Here is an 18,066-nt window from a genome sequence, read left to right on the forward strand (position 1 = left end):
GCCGTTCAGCCGTTGCGTTCAGCTCTTTATAACTGGATGTCGAGTCTCTGGACGCTGCACGCGTAGCGATTTCGCTCAGTTGCAGTGAAAGTGAAGAAAACCCGTTGTTTGTCGGCGAGTCGCCCGTAGCAGGCAGATCTGTGTTGAGGCTTCTGATCGCGTTTGAGGGTGTTGCTTTCAAGGCACTGGAGGCTGTCGGGCTGTAGAGGCCGTTCGTGTTGACTGAATTGACCAAGATTGAAGCTCCCTTTGTATGTTGCTCCTGTGAACACTCAAGTACATCGGCCACGCGACCCCTATCTGGAGTACTCAGTGGCTGAATGGATAAGGCCCCGCAGCGTCGGGTTGCCACCCAATACTGGCAAAAAAACGGCACCTGCCTTGCCGCTTTACCTCGCCATAGCGGAAATGCCTTGCCGCTTTTCTGGCATTGCCGCTTTGCCGGGGGCTGCGAGCCCCGTAATCATTGGCTTTTGAGAAGTGGCACGCCGATTGCTTTGTCAGTGACAACAGAATCAGGTCAACCGGCAAAGGTTTCCCGACATGAGCATCAGCTTCGACAAAGCATTAGGCATCCACGAAAAGGCTCTGAACTTCCGGGCTCAGCGTGCAGAAGTGTTGGCCAACAACATTTCCAACGCCGACACCCCGAACTTCAAGGCCCGCGACCTGGACTTTTCCTCGGTGCTGGCTGCCGAGAATGACAAGGTTCAGAACGGCCGCGTCTCGCTGAGCATGACCAACAGCCGTCATATCGAAGCCGAGGGCATGAGCAATCAGGACGGTACGCTGATGTACCGCACGCCGTCGCAGCCGTCGCTGGACCAGAACACGGTTGATTCCCAGGTCGAGCAGGCCAGCTACACCGAGAACGCCATGGGCTTCCAGGCCAGCTTCACACTGCTCAACAGTAAGTTCAAAGGGCTGGTTGCAGCCCTTCGCGGAGAATAATTCATGTCCCTAGCCAATGTGTTCAACATTGCCGGTAGCGCCATGAGTGCCCAGACCACACGTCTGAACACCACGGCCAGTAACATCGCCAACGCCGAGACCGTTTCCTCGAGCATGGACCAGACCTACCGGGCCCGTCACCCAGTGTTTGCCACGGTAATGCAGAACCAGCAATCCACGGGCGGCTCGCTGTTTCAGGATCAAGGCGAAGCCGGGCAGGGCGTTCAGGTCAACGGCATCATCGAAGACAGTTCCAACCTTGAAGCGCGCTACGAGCCTAATCATCCTTCGGCTGACAAGAACGGGTATGTCTACTACCCCAACGTCAACGTTGTGGAAGAAATGGCCGACATGATTTCTGCGAGCCGTTCGTTCCAGACCAACGCCGAAATCATGAACACCGCAAAATCCATGATGCAGAAGGTTCTGACCCTCGGTCAGTGATAGAAGGCGAACGACATGGCCGTTGAAAACGATATCTCGACGAAGTTTCTGAATACGCTGCAAAACCCGACGCCGACGAAGACTGATTCGACCGGCACGCTGGGCAAAGATGCGTTTCTGCAACTGCTCGTCACGCAGATGAAGAACCAGAACCCGCTGGACCCGCAGGACAACACGCAGTTCGTGGCGCAGCTGGCTCAGTTCAGTAGCCTCGAAAGCATGCAGAACCTGACGTCGACGGTTGATTCCATCGCCACCAGCTACAAGTCCTCGCAGGCCCTGCAGGCTTCGTCGCTGGTGGGTCGCTCGGTGATCATCGATTCGGGCTCCACCACAGTGGACACCGCCAAGGGCATGACCGGCTCGATCGTGGTGCCGGGCGCCAGCTCGTTGACATCGGTCAAGATCTACGACTCGCAGTCCAACCTGGTCGACACCGTCGATCTGGGTGCTCAGAAAGCCGGCACCGCCAGCTTTGCCTGGGACGGTATGGCCAGCGATGGAACCGTGGCACCGGCCGGCAATTATACCTTCAAGGCTGAAGGCTCGATTGACGGCAAGAACACCCAGTTGTCGACGTACCTGCCAGCGACGGTCAACAGCGTCACGCTGGGCGTCAACGGCGCAGAAACCATGCTCAACCTGGCCAGCGGCAGTGTTGCCCTGTCCAAAGTTCAAACGATCGGAATATAGAGCCGACCAGACGGCGCAGGAGTGAAATATGTCTTTCAATATCGGTCTTAGTGGGCTCTATGCTGCGAACAAGAGTCTTGATGTTACCGGCAACAACATTGCCAACGTAGCGACCACTGGCTTCAAGTCTTCCCGTGCGGAGTTCGCTGACCAGTACGCACAGTCGATTCGCGGTACTTCCGGCCAGACCAACGTGGGCAGTGGTGTGACCACCGCAGCGGTTTCCCAGCAGTTTTCCCAAGGCAACCTGACCACCGGCACCGCCAACAGCCTGGACCTTGCCATCAACGGCAACGGGTTCTTCCAGCTCAGCAACAACGGCGAGAAGCTGTATACCCGTGCCGGTGCATTTCACACCGACAAGGAAGGTTTCGTCGTCAACAGCGGCGGCATGAAACTGCAAGGCTACAACGTTGATGCCAATGGCAACGTCGTGACCGGTGCGTTGAGTGACCTGCGCGTGGACTCGTCGAACCTTGATCCTAAAGCCACCAGCGCGATCACCAACGTCGCCAACCTGAACTCGACGACGGCGCTGCCGAGCCTCACGACGTTCGATGCGACCGACACCAAAACCTACAACATGAAGTACAGCACCCCGACTTACGACTCTCAGGGCAATGCGCATACCCTGGATCAGTATTTCGTGAAGACCGGCACCAACTCCTGGTCCATGTACTCGCTGATGGACGGTCGCAGCATTTCCGATCCGACGTCGACCGTGCCCGACAAGAACGACCTGAGCTTCGACTCCGGCGGCAAACTGGTGATCGCTACGCCTGGTACACCGTCGACGTCCACGCCGCCTATCGATAAGCCAACCGATAGCGCCAACATCACGTTCAATACCGATGGTACGTTCACCGTTGCCAACTGGGTGCCGGGCGTACAGACCGGTTCGGGCACGACTGCGACCTGGGTGGCAAACGGTGCCACGGGTGCTGCTGATATCAAGCTCAACATGTCTGGCATCACCCAGACGGCTTCGGTATCCGGCCTGATCACTCAGGACCAGGACGGTTACGCCACTGGCCAGCTCAGCGCAATGAGCGTGGACGCGACCGGTAACCTGTTCGCCACTTACACCAACGGCAAGTCGCAGGTGATCGGCCAGGTGTCGCTGACCAACTTCGCCAACGTTCAGGGTCTGGCACAGGCTGGCGGCACCAACTGGCGTGAAACCTTCGCGTCCGGCGTACCGGTCAGCGGCACGCCGGAGTCCGGTACGCTGGGCTACATCACCGGCCAGGCGCTGGAAGAGTCCAACGTTGACCTGACCATGGAGCTCGTGAACCTGATCAAGGCGCAGAGCAACTATCAGGCGAACGCGAAGACCATCTCGACGCAAAGCACTATCATGCAGACCACTATTCAGATGACGTGATAGTGTCTGACTTGATACGTCGATAGTGCAACTAATAAGAGGCCCCTTTAAATAGGGGCTTCTTGTTTTTCGGGATAAATTATTAGTTGGGTAAGTTGCAGAGCAGTCCCGCAGCCTACATAGAAACGTCCTACACCCAATGATGTGAGAATCAAAACTCCTATTTGAAGTGCCGTTTACGGCAAGGGAGTACTCATGTCATTCAATATAGCGATCAGTGGTATTCATGCGGCAAACAAGCGATTGGAGGTGGCTGGTAACAATATCGCCAACGCGGGCACCATCGGTTTCAAATCATCCCGTGCGCAATTTGCCGCGTTGTATTCTGCCGCCCATCTGGGCAGTGGGCAGCATGCCGTCGGCGATGGGGTTCGTCTGGCCAGGGTGCAGCAGAACTTCAATCAGGGCGACAGCGTGACTACGGCGGGCAATCCGCTGGACATGCGCATTCAGGGCAACGGTTTCTTTGTGGTCAGTGATCGTGGGTCGTTGGCCTATACCCGTGCCGGTGCCTTTATAAAGGATGCAGAGGACTTTGTGGTCGACAGCGAGGGCGGGCGGTTGCAGGGCTATGCGGCGAATGAACAGGGCGAAGTGATCAGCGGTATCCGTACGGACCTGAAGATCGATACGTCCAATGTCGCGCCCAAGGCAACGACACGCATTGCCGAAACCATCAATCTGGATGCTTCAGCCCCATCGCTCGCGCAACTTCCGGTGTTCGACCCGGCTGACCCGACGACGTATACCCGGGTGGCGAGTCGTACTGTTCAGGATCAGGGCGTGGGTTCGTTGCCGGGCGCTGATCATGAACTCAAACAGTATTTCGTCAAGACCGACGCTAACCGATGGTCGATGCATGTATTGGTCGACGGGCGCAATCCGGTGGATCCGGCCAGTGTCACGCCGTTGCATGTTGCACTTGAGCAAAGAGCGGACGGAACACTGACTTACCACGGCAATAACCAGCACATTCACAAGGTATCTGACAGCGAGTTTTCCCTGCTCGGCTGGCGCCCTGCGACGCAGGTCAATGGCGACTGGGTGAGCAGCGGGGCGGCGGGTGCTGCTGCGGTTTCTCTGCCTTTGACCGATGGCGCTGCCAACCTGCTCGATCCGGGTGATGCCGTGATGGCGCGTCCTGTTCCGGCGTTCCGCGTTTCAGATGTGAAGTCGTACACGCGGGCCTTCGATACACCCATCCATGACAGCCAGGGTAATCGACACCAACTGACGCAGTATTTTGTCAAAGAGGGGACCAACAACTGGCGCATGCATGTTCTGGTCGATGGGCGAAATCCGCAGAGGCCGGAATCCACGGATCCGTTGACCGCCACTGTGGTGTTCGGCTCTGACGGCTCGATTCAGTCACTGGCGGGCTCTCCCGGCCTGAGCAGCAGCACTGGCAACAGCTTGCAACTGGATGGGTGGGTGCCAGCGATGGCAACTGATCCTGGTACCCGGCGTGAGAAATGGTTATCCAACGGTGCGGCGGGCAGCGCAAACGGCATCACGATCGATTTCACCCAGTTACGTCAGCACAATGCCGCGTCCTCGCGCGTGTCGCAGCAGGTCGACGGTAATTCGGCGGGCGAGATGAGCAGCCTGGCAGTGGGCCGTGACGGCATCCTGCGCGCCGGATTCACCAATGGCATGAGCAAGAATATCGGTCAGGTCATGCTGGCCTCGTTTGCCAATCCCCACGGCCTGCAGCCGCGCAGCGATACGCGCTGGGGTGAAACCGGCGAGTCGGGGGTGGCGGACTTTGACGAGCCAGGCGTGGGTACGCTGGGCAGTATCATCGGGGGAGCGCTGGAGGGCTCTAACGTCATTCTGGCCGATGAGCTGATTGCGTTGATTCAGGCGCAGACGGCCTATCAGGCCAACTCCAAGGCCATCTCGACAGAGGTGACGCTCATGCAGACGCTGATTCAGTCGACCTGATCAGATCGAACAGTCGGACTTGATGAAGTAACCCTTCAATCGCGTCCAGCCTGGCCCCGGGCTGGTCTGGGCGCAGACGATCCGGCTGTCACCCTGCCATTTGTAGTAATGGGCGGGCGCGGCCTGGGCGAGCAGGGCAAGCGTGGCCAGGCTGGCGGTGACGATGCCGAGGATGCAGGCACGAACAGGCATGTCGATTTCCGTGTGCGAAGGACAATGGCTGCAAGATTATCACTGCGCGTTGTGGATCACGGCGTGCATGTGAAGTTTTTTTGGCGGTGTTCCCGGCTGCAAGCGGGTCAGGCGGCAGTCCGCCGCCGCTCTCGCCGATTCACGTTGCAAGCGCTGTCTCGCATGTCGCCGTTTTTACTGGCTAATCAAACATTTATATTGATCTGGCCAAGTTGGTTCAAAAATTGCTTTCTCCCTCTCAGAACAGCTACAGGCGGCAAGCGTCTGTCGGAGGAGGAAGACTGTGGACAAGTTGCTTTACGTCGCAATGAGCGGTGCATCCGAAAACGCGATAGCGCAAAAGGCTCATGCCAACAACCTGGCGAACGTTTCGACCAACGGCTTCATGCGTGACCTTGAACAGGCCCGCTCGATGCCCGTGTTTGGCGAGGTCATGCCGTCGCGTGCCTATGCCATGAGTGAGCGTCCGGGTACTGACTTCTCCGGCGGTGCCATGGTTGAAACCGGTCGCGAACTGGACATCGCCATCAAGGGCAATGGCTGGATCGCGGTCCAGACACCCGACGGCGGCGAGGCTTATACCCGCAGCTCCGGCATGAATATCGACGCACTCGGCGTGTTGCGCGACGGCAGCGGTTTGCCGGTTATGGGCAACGGTGGTCCGATTGCCGTGCCGCCTCAACAGCAGATCGAGATTGGCGCCGACGGCACCATCAGCGTTCGCTCGCTGGGTGAGAGCCCGCAGGTGATGGCGCAGGTCGACCGTATCAAGCTGGTCAATCCTGATCTGAACACCCTGGAAAAAGGCCCAGACGGTTTGATCCACACCAAGAGCGGCCAGCCTGCGGCGGTGGATGCGAACGTTCAGGTCGAGTCCGGTTTTCTGCAGGCCAGCAACGTAAACGCGGTTGAAGAGATGACGTCGGTACTGGCCTTGTCCCGCCAGTTCGAGCTGCACGTCAAAATGATGAAGACCGCTGAAGAAGACGATCAGTCGATGGCTCGCGTCTTGCAACTCGGCTAACCATTGACAGCTTGCGCCGACAATCCGGCGCTCGAGGAGAACACACATGCTTCCTGCACTATACGTCGCCAAAACCGGCCTTGCCGCTCAGGACACCAACCTGACCACGATCTCCAACAACCTGGCGAACGTGTCGACCACCGGTTTCAAAAGTGACCGTGCCGAATTTCAGGACCTGCTCTACCAGATCAAACGTCAGCCAGGCGCGCAGTCCACACAGGACAGCGAATTGCCTTCCGGCCTGCAACTGGGTACCGGTGTGCGCATTGTCGGCACGCAGAAGAACTTCACGGCGGGCAGCCTGCAGACCACCAACAACCCGCTGGACCTGGCGGTCAATGGTCGTGGTTTCTTCCAGGTGACCCAGCCTGACGGCACCATCGCCTACAGCCGTGACGGTACGTTCCACCTGGATGCCAACGGCCAGATCGTCACTGCCAACGGTTACGCGCTGGAGCCGGCAATCGTCGTTCCGCAGAATGCCCAGACGTTCACGGTCGGCCAGGACGGTACGGTGTCGGTGACCCTGGCAGGCGCAACCGCTACGCCACAAATCATCGGCAACATCCAGACCGCTGACTTCATCAACCCGGCTGGCCTGCAAGCCATCGGCGGCAACCTGTACCTGGAAACCGGTTCGAGCGGCGCGCCGCAGATCGGTACGCCTGGCCTGAACGGTCTGGGCCCGACGCTGCAGAACACCCTGGAAAACTCCAACGTGAGCACCGTGGAGGAGCTGGTCAACATGATCACCACTCAGCGCGCTTACGAGATGAACTCCAAGGTGATCTCGACGGCTGACCAGATGCTGCAGAACCTGACTCAGAATCTGTAAGCCCCTGACGTATTTGTTGTTGCACATGCTCAATCCGATGCGGCGCCTGATAAGCGTCTGTTACACCGCGAGGTTTCAAGTGTCATGAAACACCTAAGTGTTGTTCCGCGTTTTTCAGTGTTGATCGCTTCATTGTGCGGGATCGCTTTGCTGTCGGGCTGCGTGGCTCCGTCCGCCAAGCCCAATGACCCTTATTACGCGCCGGTGTTGCCGCGCACACCGATGTCGGCTGCCGCCAACAACGGTGCGATTTATCAGGCCGGCTTCGAGCAGAACCTCTATGGCGACCGCAAGGCGTTCCGCGTCGGCGACATCATCACCATCACGCTGTCCGAGCGTATGGCGGCGAGCAAGGCTGCCAGTTCCGACATGAACAAGAACAGCACCAACAGCATTGGTCTGACCTCGTTGTTCGGTTCTGGCCTGACCACCAACAACCCGATTGGCGGTAATGACCTGAGCCTGAACGCCGGTTACACCGGTGCGCGCACCACCAAGGGCGATGGCAAGGCTGCGCAAAGCAACAGCCTGACCGGCTCTGTCACAGTGACAGTCGCCGATGTGTTGCCCAACGGCATTCTGGCGGTTCGCGGCGAGAAGTGGATGACGCTCAACACCGGTGATGAGCTGGTGCGTATTGCAGGTCTGGTGCGCGCTGACGATATCGCGACCGACAACACGGTTTCCTCGACACGTATTGCTGATGCCCGTATCACCTATTCGGGGACCGGAGCCTTTGCCGATAGCAGCCAGCCTGGCTGGTTCGACAGGTTCTTCCTCAGCCCGTTGTTCCCTTTCTGATAGCGGGATAGACATGATCAAGCTCAAGCAATTAATTGCAGCAACTCTGTTGTTGTCCACCGCCTTCGGCGCTCACGCCGAGCGCTTGAAAGACATCGCCAGCATCTCCGGCGTGCGTGCCAACCAACTGATCGGTTACGGTCTGGTGGTGGGTCTGAACGGTACGGGCGACCAGACCACCCAGACGCCGTTCACGCTACAGACCTTCAACAACATGCTGTCGCAGTTCGGCATCAAGGTGCCAGCAGGTTCCGGCACCGTGCAGCTGAAAAACGTTGCAGCGGTTGCGGTGTACGCTGACCTGCCTGCGTTCGCCAAGCCAGGCCAGACCGTGGACATCACCGTGTCATCGATCGGTAACTCCAAGAGCCTGCGTGGCGGTGCCTTGTTGATGACGCCGATGAAAGGTGTCGACGGCAACGTATACGCTATCGCTCAGGGCAACCTGGTGGTCGGCGGTTTCGACGCCGAAGGCCGCGACGGTTCCAAGATCACGGTAAACGTGCCGTCCTCGGGTCGTATTCCTGGCGGTGCGTCGGTCGAGCGTTCGGTGCCGAGCGGCTTCAATCAGGGCAACACACTGACCCTGAACCTCAACCGTTCCGACTTCACCACTGCCAAGCGCATCGTTGACAAGATCAATGACCTGCTCGGCCCAGGCGTCGCTCAGGCACTGGACGGCGGTTCGGTGCGTGTCACCGCGCCGCTGGATCCGGGCCAGCGCGTTGACTACCTGTCGATTCTGGAAAACCTGGAAGTCGATCCAGGCCAGACCGCCGCCAAGGTCATCATCAACTCGCGCACGGGCACCATCGTGATCGGCCAGAACGTGAAAGTGTCGCCCGCGGCCGTGACTCACGGCAGCCTGACGGTGACCATCACTGAAGATCCGATTGTCAGCCAGCCGGGCGCGTTGTCCGGTGGCCAGACCGCTGTCGTTCCGCGTTCCAAGATCAACGCTCAGCAGGAACTGCACCCGATGTTCAAGTTCGGTCCTGGCACCACGCTTGACGAGATCGTTCGCGCGGTCAACCAGGTCGGCGCTGCGCCGGGCGACCTGATGGCCATCCTTGAAGCACTCAAGCAGGCCGGCGCGTTGCAAGCCGACCTGATCGTGATCTGAGGACTGGCACATGGACATGCTCAAGAGCGGAATTTCCAAGCCGGTTGACTCGGGTGCCTACACCGACGTCAATCGTCTGGCAGCGCTGAAACACGGCGACAAGGACAGTGTGGCCAACCAGAAAAAGGTCGCCCAGGAATTCGAGTCGCTGTTTGTCAGCCAGATGCTCAAGGCCATGCGCTCGGCCAACGAGGTGTTGGCCAAGGACAACCCGATGAATACTGCCGCGACGCGGCAGTATCAGGACATGTACGACCAGCAGTTGGCCGTGACCCTGTCGACCCGTGGCAACGGCATCGGCCTGCAGGATGTGTTGATGCGCCAGTTGTCGAAGGACAAGGGCATTCAGCACGCGCCTGCCGATCAGGCTGCTGCACCTGCCGATGCCGCTACGCCCGCCAAAACCGGGCTTGCGACCAGCGTCTATCAGCGTCCGCTTTGGGCCACGCGTTCGGCGGCAGCGGATCAGGCGGCAGCCGCTGCGTCGGCTTCAGGTGAAGGTCGTAATGACATGGCGTTGCTTAATTCGCGTCGTCTGTCGTTGCCGACCAAACTGACCGACAGGCTGCTGGCGGGTATCGTGCCGTCGGCCACGGCCAACGTTGCCAATAGCCCGATGCCGTCGCGTGCGGTTGCCAGCACCAGCGGCAAGAATGGCGACTGGACAATGGACCCCAACCTGGCACCTGCGCCGGAATATGTACGCACCATGGCCCAGCCGCCGCTGGCTCCGGCCAAGCGCGCGTTCAGCAACGCTGACCAGTTCGTCGAAACCATGTTGCCGCTCGCCAAGGAAGCCGCTGCGCGCATTGGCGTCGATCCGGTGATGCTCGTCGCTCAGGCTGCGCTGGAGACTGGCTGGGGCAAATCCATCATGCGTCAGCAGGATGGCAGCAGCAGTCACAACCTGTTCGGGATCAAGGCCGCCGGAAGCTGGAAAGGCCCTGAGGCGCGGGCGATCACCAGCGAGTTCCGCGACGGCAAGATGGTCAAGGAAACGGCAGACTTCCGTTCCTACAATTCCTACGCCGACAGCTTCCACGACCTTGTCAGCCTGTTACAGAACAACAATCGTTATAAAGAAGTGGTCAATTCGGCCGATAAACCGGAACAGTTTGTAAAAGAGTTGCAGAAGGCCGGATACGCAACAGACCCGGACTATGCCAGCAAGATTTCGCAGATTGCGAAGCAGATGAAGAGTTACCAGACGTACGCCGCAGCAACGGGCTCTTCCACGACTTTATAAGGTTTTAATCATGTCGCTGATTTCAATTGGGCTCTCAGGTATCAATGCCAGCAGTGCCGCGATCAACACCATCGGTAACAACACGGCTAACGTGGACACCGCGGGTTACTCGCGTCAGCAGGTAATGACCACGGCGTCGGCACAGATCAACATCGGTCTGGGGGTCGGCTACATCGGCACCGGCACCACGCTGTCCGACGTGCGTCGCATCTACAACAGCTACCTTGATGCCCAATTGCAAACCAGTACCGCGCTCAGTGCCGAGGCCAACGCTTATTCGGGGCAGGCGTCGAAGACCGACAAGCTGCTGTCCGACAACACCACCGGTGTTGCCGCGCAGATGGCTGACTTCTTCACCAAGATGCAGGCCATTGCCACCAACTCCACCCAGTCGGCCGAGCGTTCTGCGTTCCTGACCCAGGCGTCGGCGTTGAGTGCACGGTTCAATTCCGTGGCGTCGCAGTTGTCCTCGCAGAATGACAACGTCAACGCGCAACTCAATACCTACGCCACTCAGGTCAACGACCTGACGACCACCATTGCCAGCCTGAACAAGCAGATCACCCAGGCATCGGCGGGCAACACCAGCCCCAACTCGCTGCTGGACACGCGCAACGAGACGGTTCGCAAGCTCAACGAGCTGGTGGGCGTCAAAGTGGTCGAGAACAACGGCAACTACGACATCTACACCGGTTCCGGGCAGTCTCTGGTCAGCAACGCGACGTCCTACAAGATGTCCGCCACGCCGAGCAGCACCGACCCGCTGCAGTACAACGTGCAGATCACCTACGGCCAGACCCAGACCGACGTCACGTCAGTGCTTGAGCATGGCGCGATGGGCGGCTTGCTGAACTACCGTTCCGAGGTGCTGATCCCGTCGGCCAACGAACTGGGCCGTGTGGCCATGGTGCTGGCCGATCAGGTCAACAGCCAGATGAGCCAGGGTATCGACAGCAAAGGCAATTTTGGTTCCGGCCTGTATACCAGCATCAACAGCGCTGAAAACATTTCCCAGCGCAGCATCGGCAAGTCGACCAACCAGTCGGGCTCCGGCAATCTGGATGTCACGATTTCCGACACCAGCAAGCTGACCGCTGACGACTACGAAGTCACGTTCAGCGACGCGACCAATTTCACCGTGCGTCGTTTGCCCAATGGCGAAAGCGTGGGCACCGGTGTGTTGGGTAAGACTCCGCCAGACCAGTTCGAAGGCTTCAGCGTGAGCCTCAATGGCAGCGCTATTTCTGCCAATGACGTGTTCAAGGTGTCCCCGACCCGCAACGGTGCCAGCGGTATCGCCGTGGCATTGACCGACTCCAAGGACATTGCGGCCGCTGCACCGTTGACCGCAGCAGCCGGTGCCAGCAACTCGGGCACGGGCGGTTTTACTCAGCCGGTGCTTAACACCAAATCCAACGTCTACGACAGCACCCAGACCGCCGACCTGCGCAACGCCATCAAAGATTCCACACCCATGAAGCTGGTGATGGGCGCGGTCGGCAGTGGCGGCGTTCAGAGCTACACGCTGGTCAGTGCAACCGGCGCTGCCGTGCTGGACCAGAACGGCAACGCGATAGGCGGCACGATCATTCAGGGGCAGAGCAACACGGTCAAACTGAGCATCGGCTATGACGACACCCGGACCACGCCGAGCACCAAGACCGCTTATGAAGTTCAGATGACGCTGTCGGGCACGCCCGTCGTTAATGACACCTTCAACATCAGCCTGACCGGTGCCGGCTCTGCCGATAACCGCAACGCGCTGGCAGTGGTTGGCCTGCAGACCGCCAAGAGCGTCGATGTCACCAACGGCAGCGTTGGCACCAGCCTGTCTGGCGCCTACGCGGATCTGGTGTCCACCATGGGCGCACGCTCCGCCCAGGCAAAAAGCGATGTGACCGCCACTACGGCAGTCGTCGAAACCAACAAGGCGGCACGCGATGCCGTATCGGGCGTGTCGCTGGATGAAGAAGCGGCCAACCTGATCAAGTACCAGCAGTATTACACCGCCTCTTCGCAGATCATCAAGGCGGCGCAAACCATTTTCAGCACGCTGATCAACAGTCTTTAAGGAGTCGTGAACCATGCGTATCTCAACTACTCAGTTCTACGAGTCCACGGCTGCCAACTATCAGCGCAGCTACGCGAACGTCTCAAAGACCAGCGAAGAAGTGTCCAGCGGCATCAAGCTCAACACCGCCAGTGACGACCCGGTGGGGGCTGCGCGCGTATTGCAACTGGCTCAGCAGAATTCGATGTTGACCCAGTACGAGTCGAACATCGGCATCATCAACACCAGCGTCGTCAACTCCGAGACTGCACTGACCAGCATCGTCGATACCATGCAGGCGGCGCGTGAAGTGATTGTGTCGTCGGGCAACGGTGCTTATACCGATGCCGATCGTCTCGCCAAGGCGGGCGAACTCAAGCAGTACCAGAGCCAGATTCTGGGCTTGATGAACAGTCAGGACTCCAATGGGCAGTACATTTTCGGCGGCTCAAAATCGTCGGCACCGCCCTACACGGCGAATGCCGATGGTTCCTACAGCTACAACGGTGACCAGACCAGCATCAACCTGGCTGTTGGCGATGGCCTGGTTCTGGCCAGCAACATCACCGGTTTCGAAGCGTTCGAGCAGGCGGTCAATACCACGCGCACGTCCTCGACCCTGCTGCCTCCGGCTGCAACGCCGACCGCGCCGGTCGTGGATGACGGCAAAGTTGGGCTGACCGGTGGGCTGGTGAAGTCCACTGCCGCTTACAACGCCAATTATCAGGCGGGTGAGCCGTACACCTTGTCGTTCCTGAGCGGTACGCAGTTCAAAATCACCGACGCGAGCGGTACCGACGTGACCACCGAAGCGTCGTCAGCCGGCAAGTTCAGCTCCAGTTCGTTCGCTGATCAGACGTTCACGTTCCGTGGCGTCGAACTGACCATGAACATCAACCTGACTGCCGCCGATACCACCGCGCCTTCATCGGCCGATACCGTTCTGGCGAACCGCGAATATCGTCTGGCCTCCACGCCGGACGCGATCACGACTGCCCGCAGTCCGGGTAATACGTCGGCTGCGGCGATCAGCAGTTCCGCCGTAGGCACGACGGCCGCTGACCTGACCGCGTTCAACACCACGTTCCCCAGTGGCGGCGCCATTCTGAAGTTCACCAGCTCGACTGATTACGAGCTGTACGCAACACCTTTGACCAGCAGCAGCACACCCGTGTCCACCGGTACCATGAGCGGCACCACGGCCAATGCCTCGGGTGTCAATTTCACCGTCAGCGGTACACCGGCTGCGGGTGATCAGTTCGTGGTCCAGTCCGGTACGCGCCAGACTGAAAACATCCTGAACACCTTGTCGGCCGCCATCAAGGCGCTCTCGACACCCACCGATGGCAACCTCGTCGCGTCGCAAAAGCTGAACGCCTCGCTGACCTCGGCGCTGGGCAACCTGACCAGCAGCATCGACCAGGCGTCCACGGCGCGCTCCAATGGCGGCGCACGTCAGCTCGCGGCCACCGCGCAAGGCGTGACCAACGACCTGCTCAAGGGCAACAACACCACAGAGCAGGGCACGTACGTGAACGCTGACCTGGTCGAAGCCACGACCCGGCTGACACTGCAGAAAACCATGCTGGACGCCTCGCAGCAGGTCTTCATCCAGCTGTCCAGGCTGAATCTGTTCAGCCAGCTGTAATCGAACGGGCGTTGAGCATCCGCCGTCTTTTTTCAGCGGTGAGGAGCGGCAGCCGTCTGGCTGTCGCTCCGCCGCTCACGAGTTTGCAATAGTGAATCCAGCTCCCCTCGTCAGCCTCGTCATCCCTGCCTACAACCCCCGCTTTTTCCGTGCCGCTTTGCAGAGCGCGCTGGATCAGGTTTATGAAAACCTGGAGATCATCGTCTGCGACGACTGCCGTAACGATGACATCAAGGTAATTTTTGATGATCTGGTGCCAGCCTCCGATGTCAGGGCGCGCTATGTGCGCAACCCTCAGCGGCTGGGGTTTCAGAGCAACATTCTCAACTGCCTGGAAGAAGCCCAGGGCGAATACATCAAGTTTCTGTGCGACGACGATCGCCTTTACACTCATTGTGTCAAGAACCAGGCGCGCGTGCTGCAGGACCTTGCTGACGTGCAGTTAGTGGTAAGCAAACGTCATCTGGTGGACATCAACGACTATGTGCTGCCTGTGCGTCTGGAGAACATCGGGCTGGCGCCCTACGACGCGTTGTATAAAGGCGACGACATGCTCGCCATTTTCGAGAGCGCGCCACGCAATAATCTGGGGGGGTTCAGTAGTGCGCTGATGCGTCGTGCCGAGGTGCTTGAATATCTGCCATCCATTGCCCAAACCGGTCAGGGTTTTGTCGCCCTGCTGGATTTCACACTGTTCGTCTGTCTGCTGCGGCGCGGCAATCTGGTTGCGCTGCACAGTGTCGAAAACGTCGAGCGTTTGCACCCCGGCCGCCTCAGCAGTCAGCCTGATATGTATCAGAAGGCAACTATCGAGTGGGGCTGGCTCGAAGAAATGCTCAAGGTGCGCAGTGGTGAGCAAGCCCCTGCAAAGGGCTGGGTGCGTTTCCTGCCACTGCGCAAGGCGTCAGAAGAGCCCCGCGAAGAGTGGGACGAGGTGGGGATTTACGGCATCACGGCCAATCGCCAAGGCGTGTTGCGCAGTCGGGTCGGGTCTGAAAGCCAAAGCTATGCCGAGCTTTATGCCGAGTGGTTGTCCTGCAGGCAGTTCTCCAAGCCGCAGAAAAAGCTTCTGGAACGACGCCTGGCAAGCTGGCCTTGGCAGCCGCGTATTGTCCCGGTGATCATCGACGCCGAGGGCGATGCCGAGCGCCTGGATGCCACGCTGCGCAGCATTGCCGAGCAGGACTACGCCGCCGAAGCCGTCGTCGTACTGACCACAGCGACCAGCCTCAGCGATCCGCAGGTGCTGCGTTTCGCCCTGCAAGCGGATTGGGCGCGGCAACTGAACGACGTGTTGCCTCTGCTGGAGCAGGCGGACTGGGTGTACCTGCTGCGTGCCGGTGACACCTTGACGTCTCCTGCCTTGCTGGTATTGGCGGAACGTATCGCCCACCTGCCCGGCGTGCTCTGTGTGTACAGTGATGAGGGTGCCCGCGTTGACGATGAGCCGCAGGAGCCGGTCTTCAAGCCAGATTTCAATCTTGATCTGATGCGCGCCTACCCCTATGTCGGAAGAGCCCTGGCCTTCGAACGCAGCAACCTGTTGGCCATGGGCGGGTTCGACTCCATGCATGGCGAGCTGGCGCCCCATGACGTGATCTGGCGTCTGGTAGAAGGCGCAGGCCTGCAGACGATCGAGCACATCGCCGAGATTCAGGTCGAATCACGCCTTTCCTTAGCCCAGTGGCTGTCCTTGCCGGAAGTGATCGAGCGCAATGAGCCGCTTGTTTCGGCTCACCTCACGCGCATCGGCAGAGATCACGTCATTCATCATGACGAGATGCCGCTGCTCAATCGTATTGAATACCTGCACCCGGATCGCCCGGCCGTGTCCGTCATCATTACCACGCACGACCAATTGGCTGCGCTGGAGCGTTGCGTCGACAGCCTGCTCAGCAAAACGACCTACCTGAACTACGAAGTGCTGATCGTCGACAACGCCAGCGAGACTGCCGAGGCGCGGGACTGGTTTGCGGCCATGAACCAGCTGGGCACCGACAAGTTGCGCATCATCACACTGCCTGAATTGGGGAGTGACGCGACAGCACTGAACGTTGCCGCCGGTCAGGCGCGTGGTGATTACCTGGTCATGCTCAGCCCGCATACTGTCATCCTCCAGGCTGACTGGCTGGAGGCGCTGCTCGGTCATGCCCAGCGCCCGGAAGTCGGTGTGGTCGGCCCGCGCATCATCAACCCCCAGGGCAACGTGTTGTATGCCGGCATGGTCATGGGGATGGAGGGGCTGGCCGGCAGGCCGTTCTTCAATTACCCGGCAGGTGCCAGCAGCTACATGCAGCGTCTGCAACTGACGCAGAACTGGTCAGCAGTCATCGGCAACTGCTTGATGATTCGCAAGGAGGTGTTTGACAGCGTTGGCGCACTGGAGGCAACGACCTTCACCCAGGGCCTGCACGACCTGGATCTGTGCATGCGAGTCGGGCGCGAGGGCTATCTGATTGTCGGCACGCCAGACGCAAGCGTGGTACTGGCCGAGCCTGCGGCTGTCGAGCGTTCGAACGTGTCGCGCGACCTGCTGAAGGATGAGCAGAACGCGTTCTATCGCAAATGGTTGCCAAAAGTCGCGCTGGATCCGGCCTACAACCCTAACCAGAGTCTGCACGAGGCGCTCTCGTTCAGCCTTGAGCCTGGGTTGCTGGAAGGCTGGAACCCGTTTTGCTCCCGGCATCTTCCCTCCATCCTGGGGATGGTCGTCAACTCCTCGGCGGTGGGGCACTATCGTCTCAGTCAACCGCTTATCGAGCTGATGGCCGCCGGACGTGTAGTGGGACAGTTGGCGTATCACACACCTACGGTGGTAGAGGTCGAGCGTCAATCTCCGGACGTCGTGGTTTTCCAGGGGCGTTACAGCGAAGCCAAAGTGCTCGACATCATTCAGGTGAAAAATTTCTCCAGCGCGATGCGGATCTTTGAGCTGGACGACTACATCGCCGACATTCCGCTGCTCAATGAGCATCGCCGCAACATGCCGGACAACATTGCGCAAATGCTGCGTAAAGGTATTGGTCTGTGTGATCGTGTGGTGGTGTCGACCCACCCTCTGGCCCAGGTGCTTGCCGACATGCACAGCGATATTCGGGTGGTGCCCAACATGCTGGCCCCGCATCTGTGGAGCAACCTGAAGAGCAAGCGTCGCACCTCCAGTAAACCGCGTGTCGGCTGGGGTGGCGGCACCAGTCACCGTGGGGATCTCGAGTTGATTGCCGATGTCGTGCGCGAACTGGCCGACGAAGTCGAATGGATATTTTTCGGCATGTGCCCCGATTTGCTCAGGCCATACATTCACGAGTTCCACTCTGCCGTGAGCTTGAATAGTTATCCCGCCAAGCTGGCCAGCCTGGACCTTGATCTGGCGCTGGCACCGCTGGAATTTCATATTTTCAATGACTGCAAGAGCAACCTGCGGCTGCTTGAATACGGCGCGTGCGGCTACCCTGTGATCTGTTCGGACACTGAAGCCTACCGCGGCCACCTGCCTGCCACTCGCGTATTGACCAATCGCCCGGAAGAGTGGCTGCAGGCGATCCGCATGCATTTGTCTGACCCTAATGCCAGCTATCGCATGGGTGACGAGCTGCGTGAAACCGTGTTGCGCGATTTCATGTTGCGCGGGGACAATCTGCAATATTGGGCCAACGGCTGGCTGCCGGACTGACGTTGTAAAAGGATATGCTTGAGCTGAACCCGGGTCGGGCTCGCTTGAGCTGCTATGT

General features: G+C 59.2%; 14 protein-coding genes. 13 read left to right on the forward strand and 1 reads right to left on the reverse strand.

Annotated features, from left to right (window positions below; translation table 11 throughout):
• Positions 1-543 precede the first annotated feature (543 nt).
• The 5 genes from flgB to BUB69_RS11850 all read left to right on the forward strand — a co-directional run bounded on the left by flgB (position 544) and on the right by BUB69_RS11850 (position 5,416).
• Positions 544-951, forward strand: a complete 408-nt coding sequence (gene flgB, locus BUB69_RS11830) for a flagellar basal body rod protein FlgB (RefSeq protein WP_073166528.1) — start codon at positions 544-546, stop codon at positions 949-951.
• Between the two features lie 3 nt (positions 952-954).
• On the forward strand, positions 955-1,395 hold the full coding sequence (gene flgC, locus BUB69_RS11835; protein WP_024689540.1) for a flagellar basal body rod protein FlgC: 441 nt from the start codon (positions 955-957) through the stop codon (positions 1,393-1,395).
• A 15-nt stretch (positions 1,396-1,410) separates the two neighbouring features.
• On the forward strand, positions 1,411-2,088 hold the full coding sequence (gene flgD, locus BUB69_RS11840) for a flagellar hook assembly protein FlgD (protein ID WP_073166530.1): 678 nt from the start codon (positions 1,411-1,413) through the stop codon (positions 2,086-2,088).
• Positions 2,089-2,116: 28 nt separating this feature from the next.
• Positions 2,117-3,472: a flagellar hook protein FlgE gene (gene flgE / locus BUB69_RS11845; RefSeq protein ID WP_073166534.1), complete on the forward strand. Its 1,356-nt coding sequence runs from the start codon at positions 2,117-2,119 to the stop codon at positions 3,470-3,472.
• A gap of 195 nt (positions 3,473-3,667) precedes the next feature.
• A complete protein-coding gene (locus BUB69_RS11850; RefSeq protein ID WP_073166537.1) occupies positions 3,668-5,416 on the forward strand; it encodes a flagellar hook-basal body complex protein in 1,749 nt (582 codons plus the stop codon).
• Here the strand turns inward: BUB69_RS11850 and BUB69_RS11855 are convergent, their stop codons facing one another.
• Positions 5,417-5,608, reverse strand: coding sequence for a hypothetical protein (locus tag BUB69_RS11855; protein WP_073166542.1), 192 nt, complete (start codon positions 5,606-5,608; stop codon positions 5,417-5,419). It abuts the gene before it with no gap.
• A gap of 283 nt (positions 5,609-5,891) precedes the next feature.
• Here BUB69_RS11855 and BUB69_RS11860 point away from each other — a divergent pair, with 283 nt between their 5' ends.
• The 8 genes from BUB69_RS11860 (at position 5,892) to BUB69_RS11895 (ending at position 18,008) form a co-directional block, all read left to right on the forward strand.
• Entirely contained in the window at positions 5,892-6,632 is a 741-nt protein-coding gene (locus BUB69_RS11860; RefSeq protein ID WP_073166546.1) for a flagellar basal body rod protein FlgF, read from the forward strand.
• Positions 6,633-6,678: 46 nt separating this feature from the next.
• Entirely contained in the window at positions 6,679-7,467 is a 789-nt protein-coding gene (gene flgG, locus BUB69_RS11865) for a flagellar basal-body rod protein FlgG (RefSeq protein ID WP_003412455.1), read from the forward strand.
• A gap of 84 nt (positions 7,468-7,551) precedes the next feature.
• Positions 7,552-8,268: a flagellar basal body L-ring protein FlgH gene (gene flgH, locus BUB69_RS11870; protein WP_073166549.1), complete on the forward strand. Its 717-nt coding sequence runs from the start codon at positions 7,552-7,554 to the stop codon at positions 8,266-8,268.
• Between the two features lie 13 nt (positions 8,269-8,281).
• Positions 8,282-9,391 (forward strand): flagellar basal body P-ring protein FlgI, encoded by a 1,110-nt coding sequence (locus tag BUB69_RS11875; RefSeq protein WP_073166551.1) that lies wholly within the window; start codon positions 8,282-8,284, stop codon positions 9,389-9,391.
• A 10-nt stretch (positions 9,392-9,401) separates the two neighbouring features.
• Positions 9,402-10,637 carry a flagellar assembly peptidoglycan hydrolase FlgJ gene (flgJ, locus tag BUB69_RS11880; RefSeq protein ID WP_073166555.1) on the forward strand — a complete coding sequence of 412 codons (1,236 nt, stop codon included), beginning with the start codon at positions 9,402-9,404 and terminating at the stop codon, positions 10,635-10,637.
• Between the two features lie 10 nt (positions 10,638-10,647).
• Entirely contained in the window at positions 10,648-12,708 is a 2,061-nt protein-coding gene (gene flgK, locus BUB69_RS11885; RefSeq protein ID WP_073166558.1) for a flagellar hook-associated protein FlgK, read from the forward strand.
• A 13-nt stretch (positions 12,709-12,721) separates the two neighbouring features.
• On the forward strand, positions 12,722-14,335 hold the full coding sequence (locus BUB69_RS11890) for a flagellar hook-associated protein 3 (protein ID WP_073166561.1): 1,614 nt from the start codon (positions 12,722-12,724) through the stop codon (positions 14,333-14,335).
• A 91-nt stretch (positions 14,336-14,426) separates the two neighbouring features.
• Positions 14,427-18,008, forward strand: a complete 3,582-nt coding sequence (locus BUB69_RS11895) for a glycosyltransferase (protein ID WP_073166564.1) — start codon at positions 14,427-14,429, stop codon at positions 18,006-18,008.
• Positions 18,009-18,066 lie beyond the last annotated feature (58 nt).

Source organism: Pseudomonas asturiensis (assembly GCF_900143095.1).
Classification (GTDB): Bacteria; Pseudomonadota; Gammaproteobacteria; order Pseudomonadales; family Pseudomonadaceae; genus Aquipseudomonas; species Aquipseudomonas asturiensis.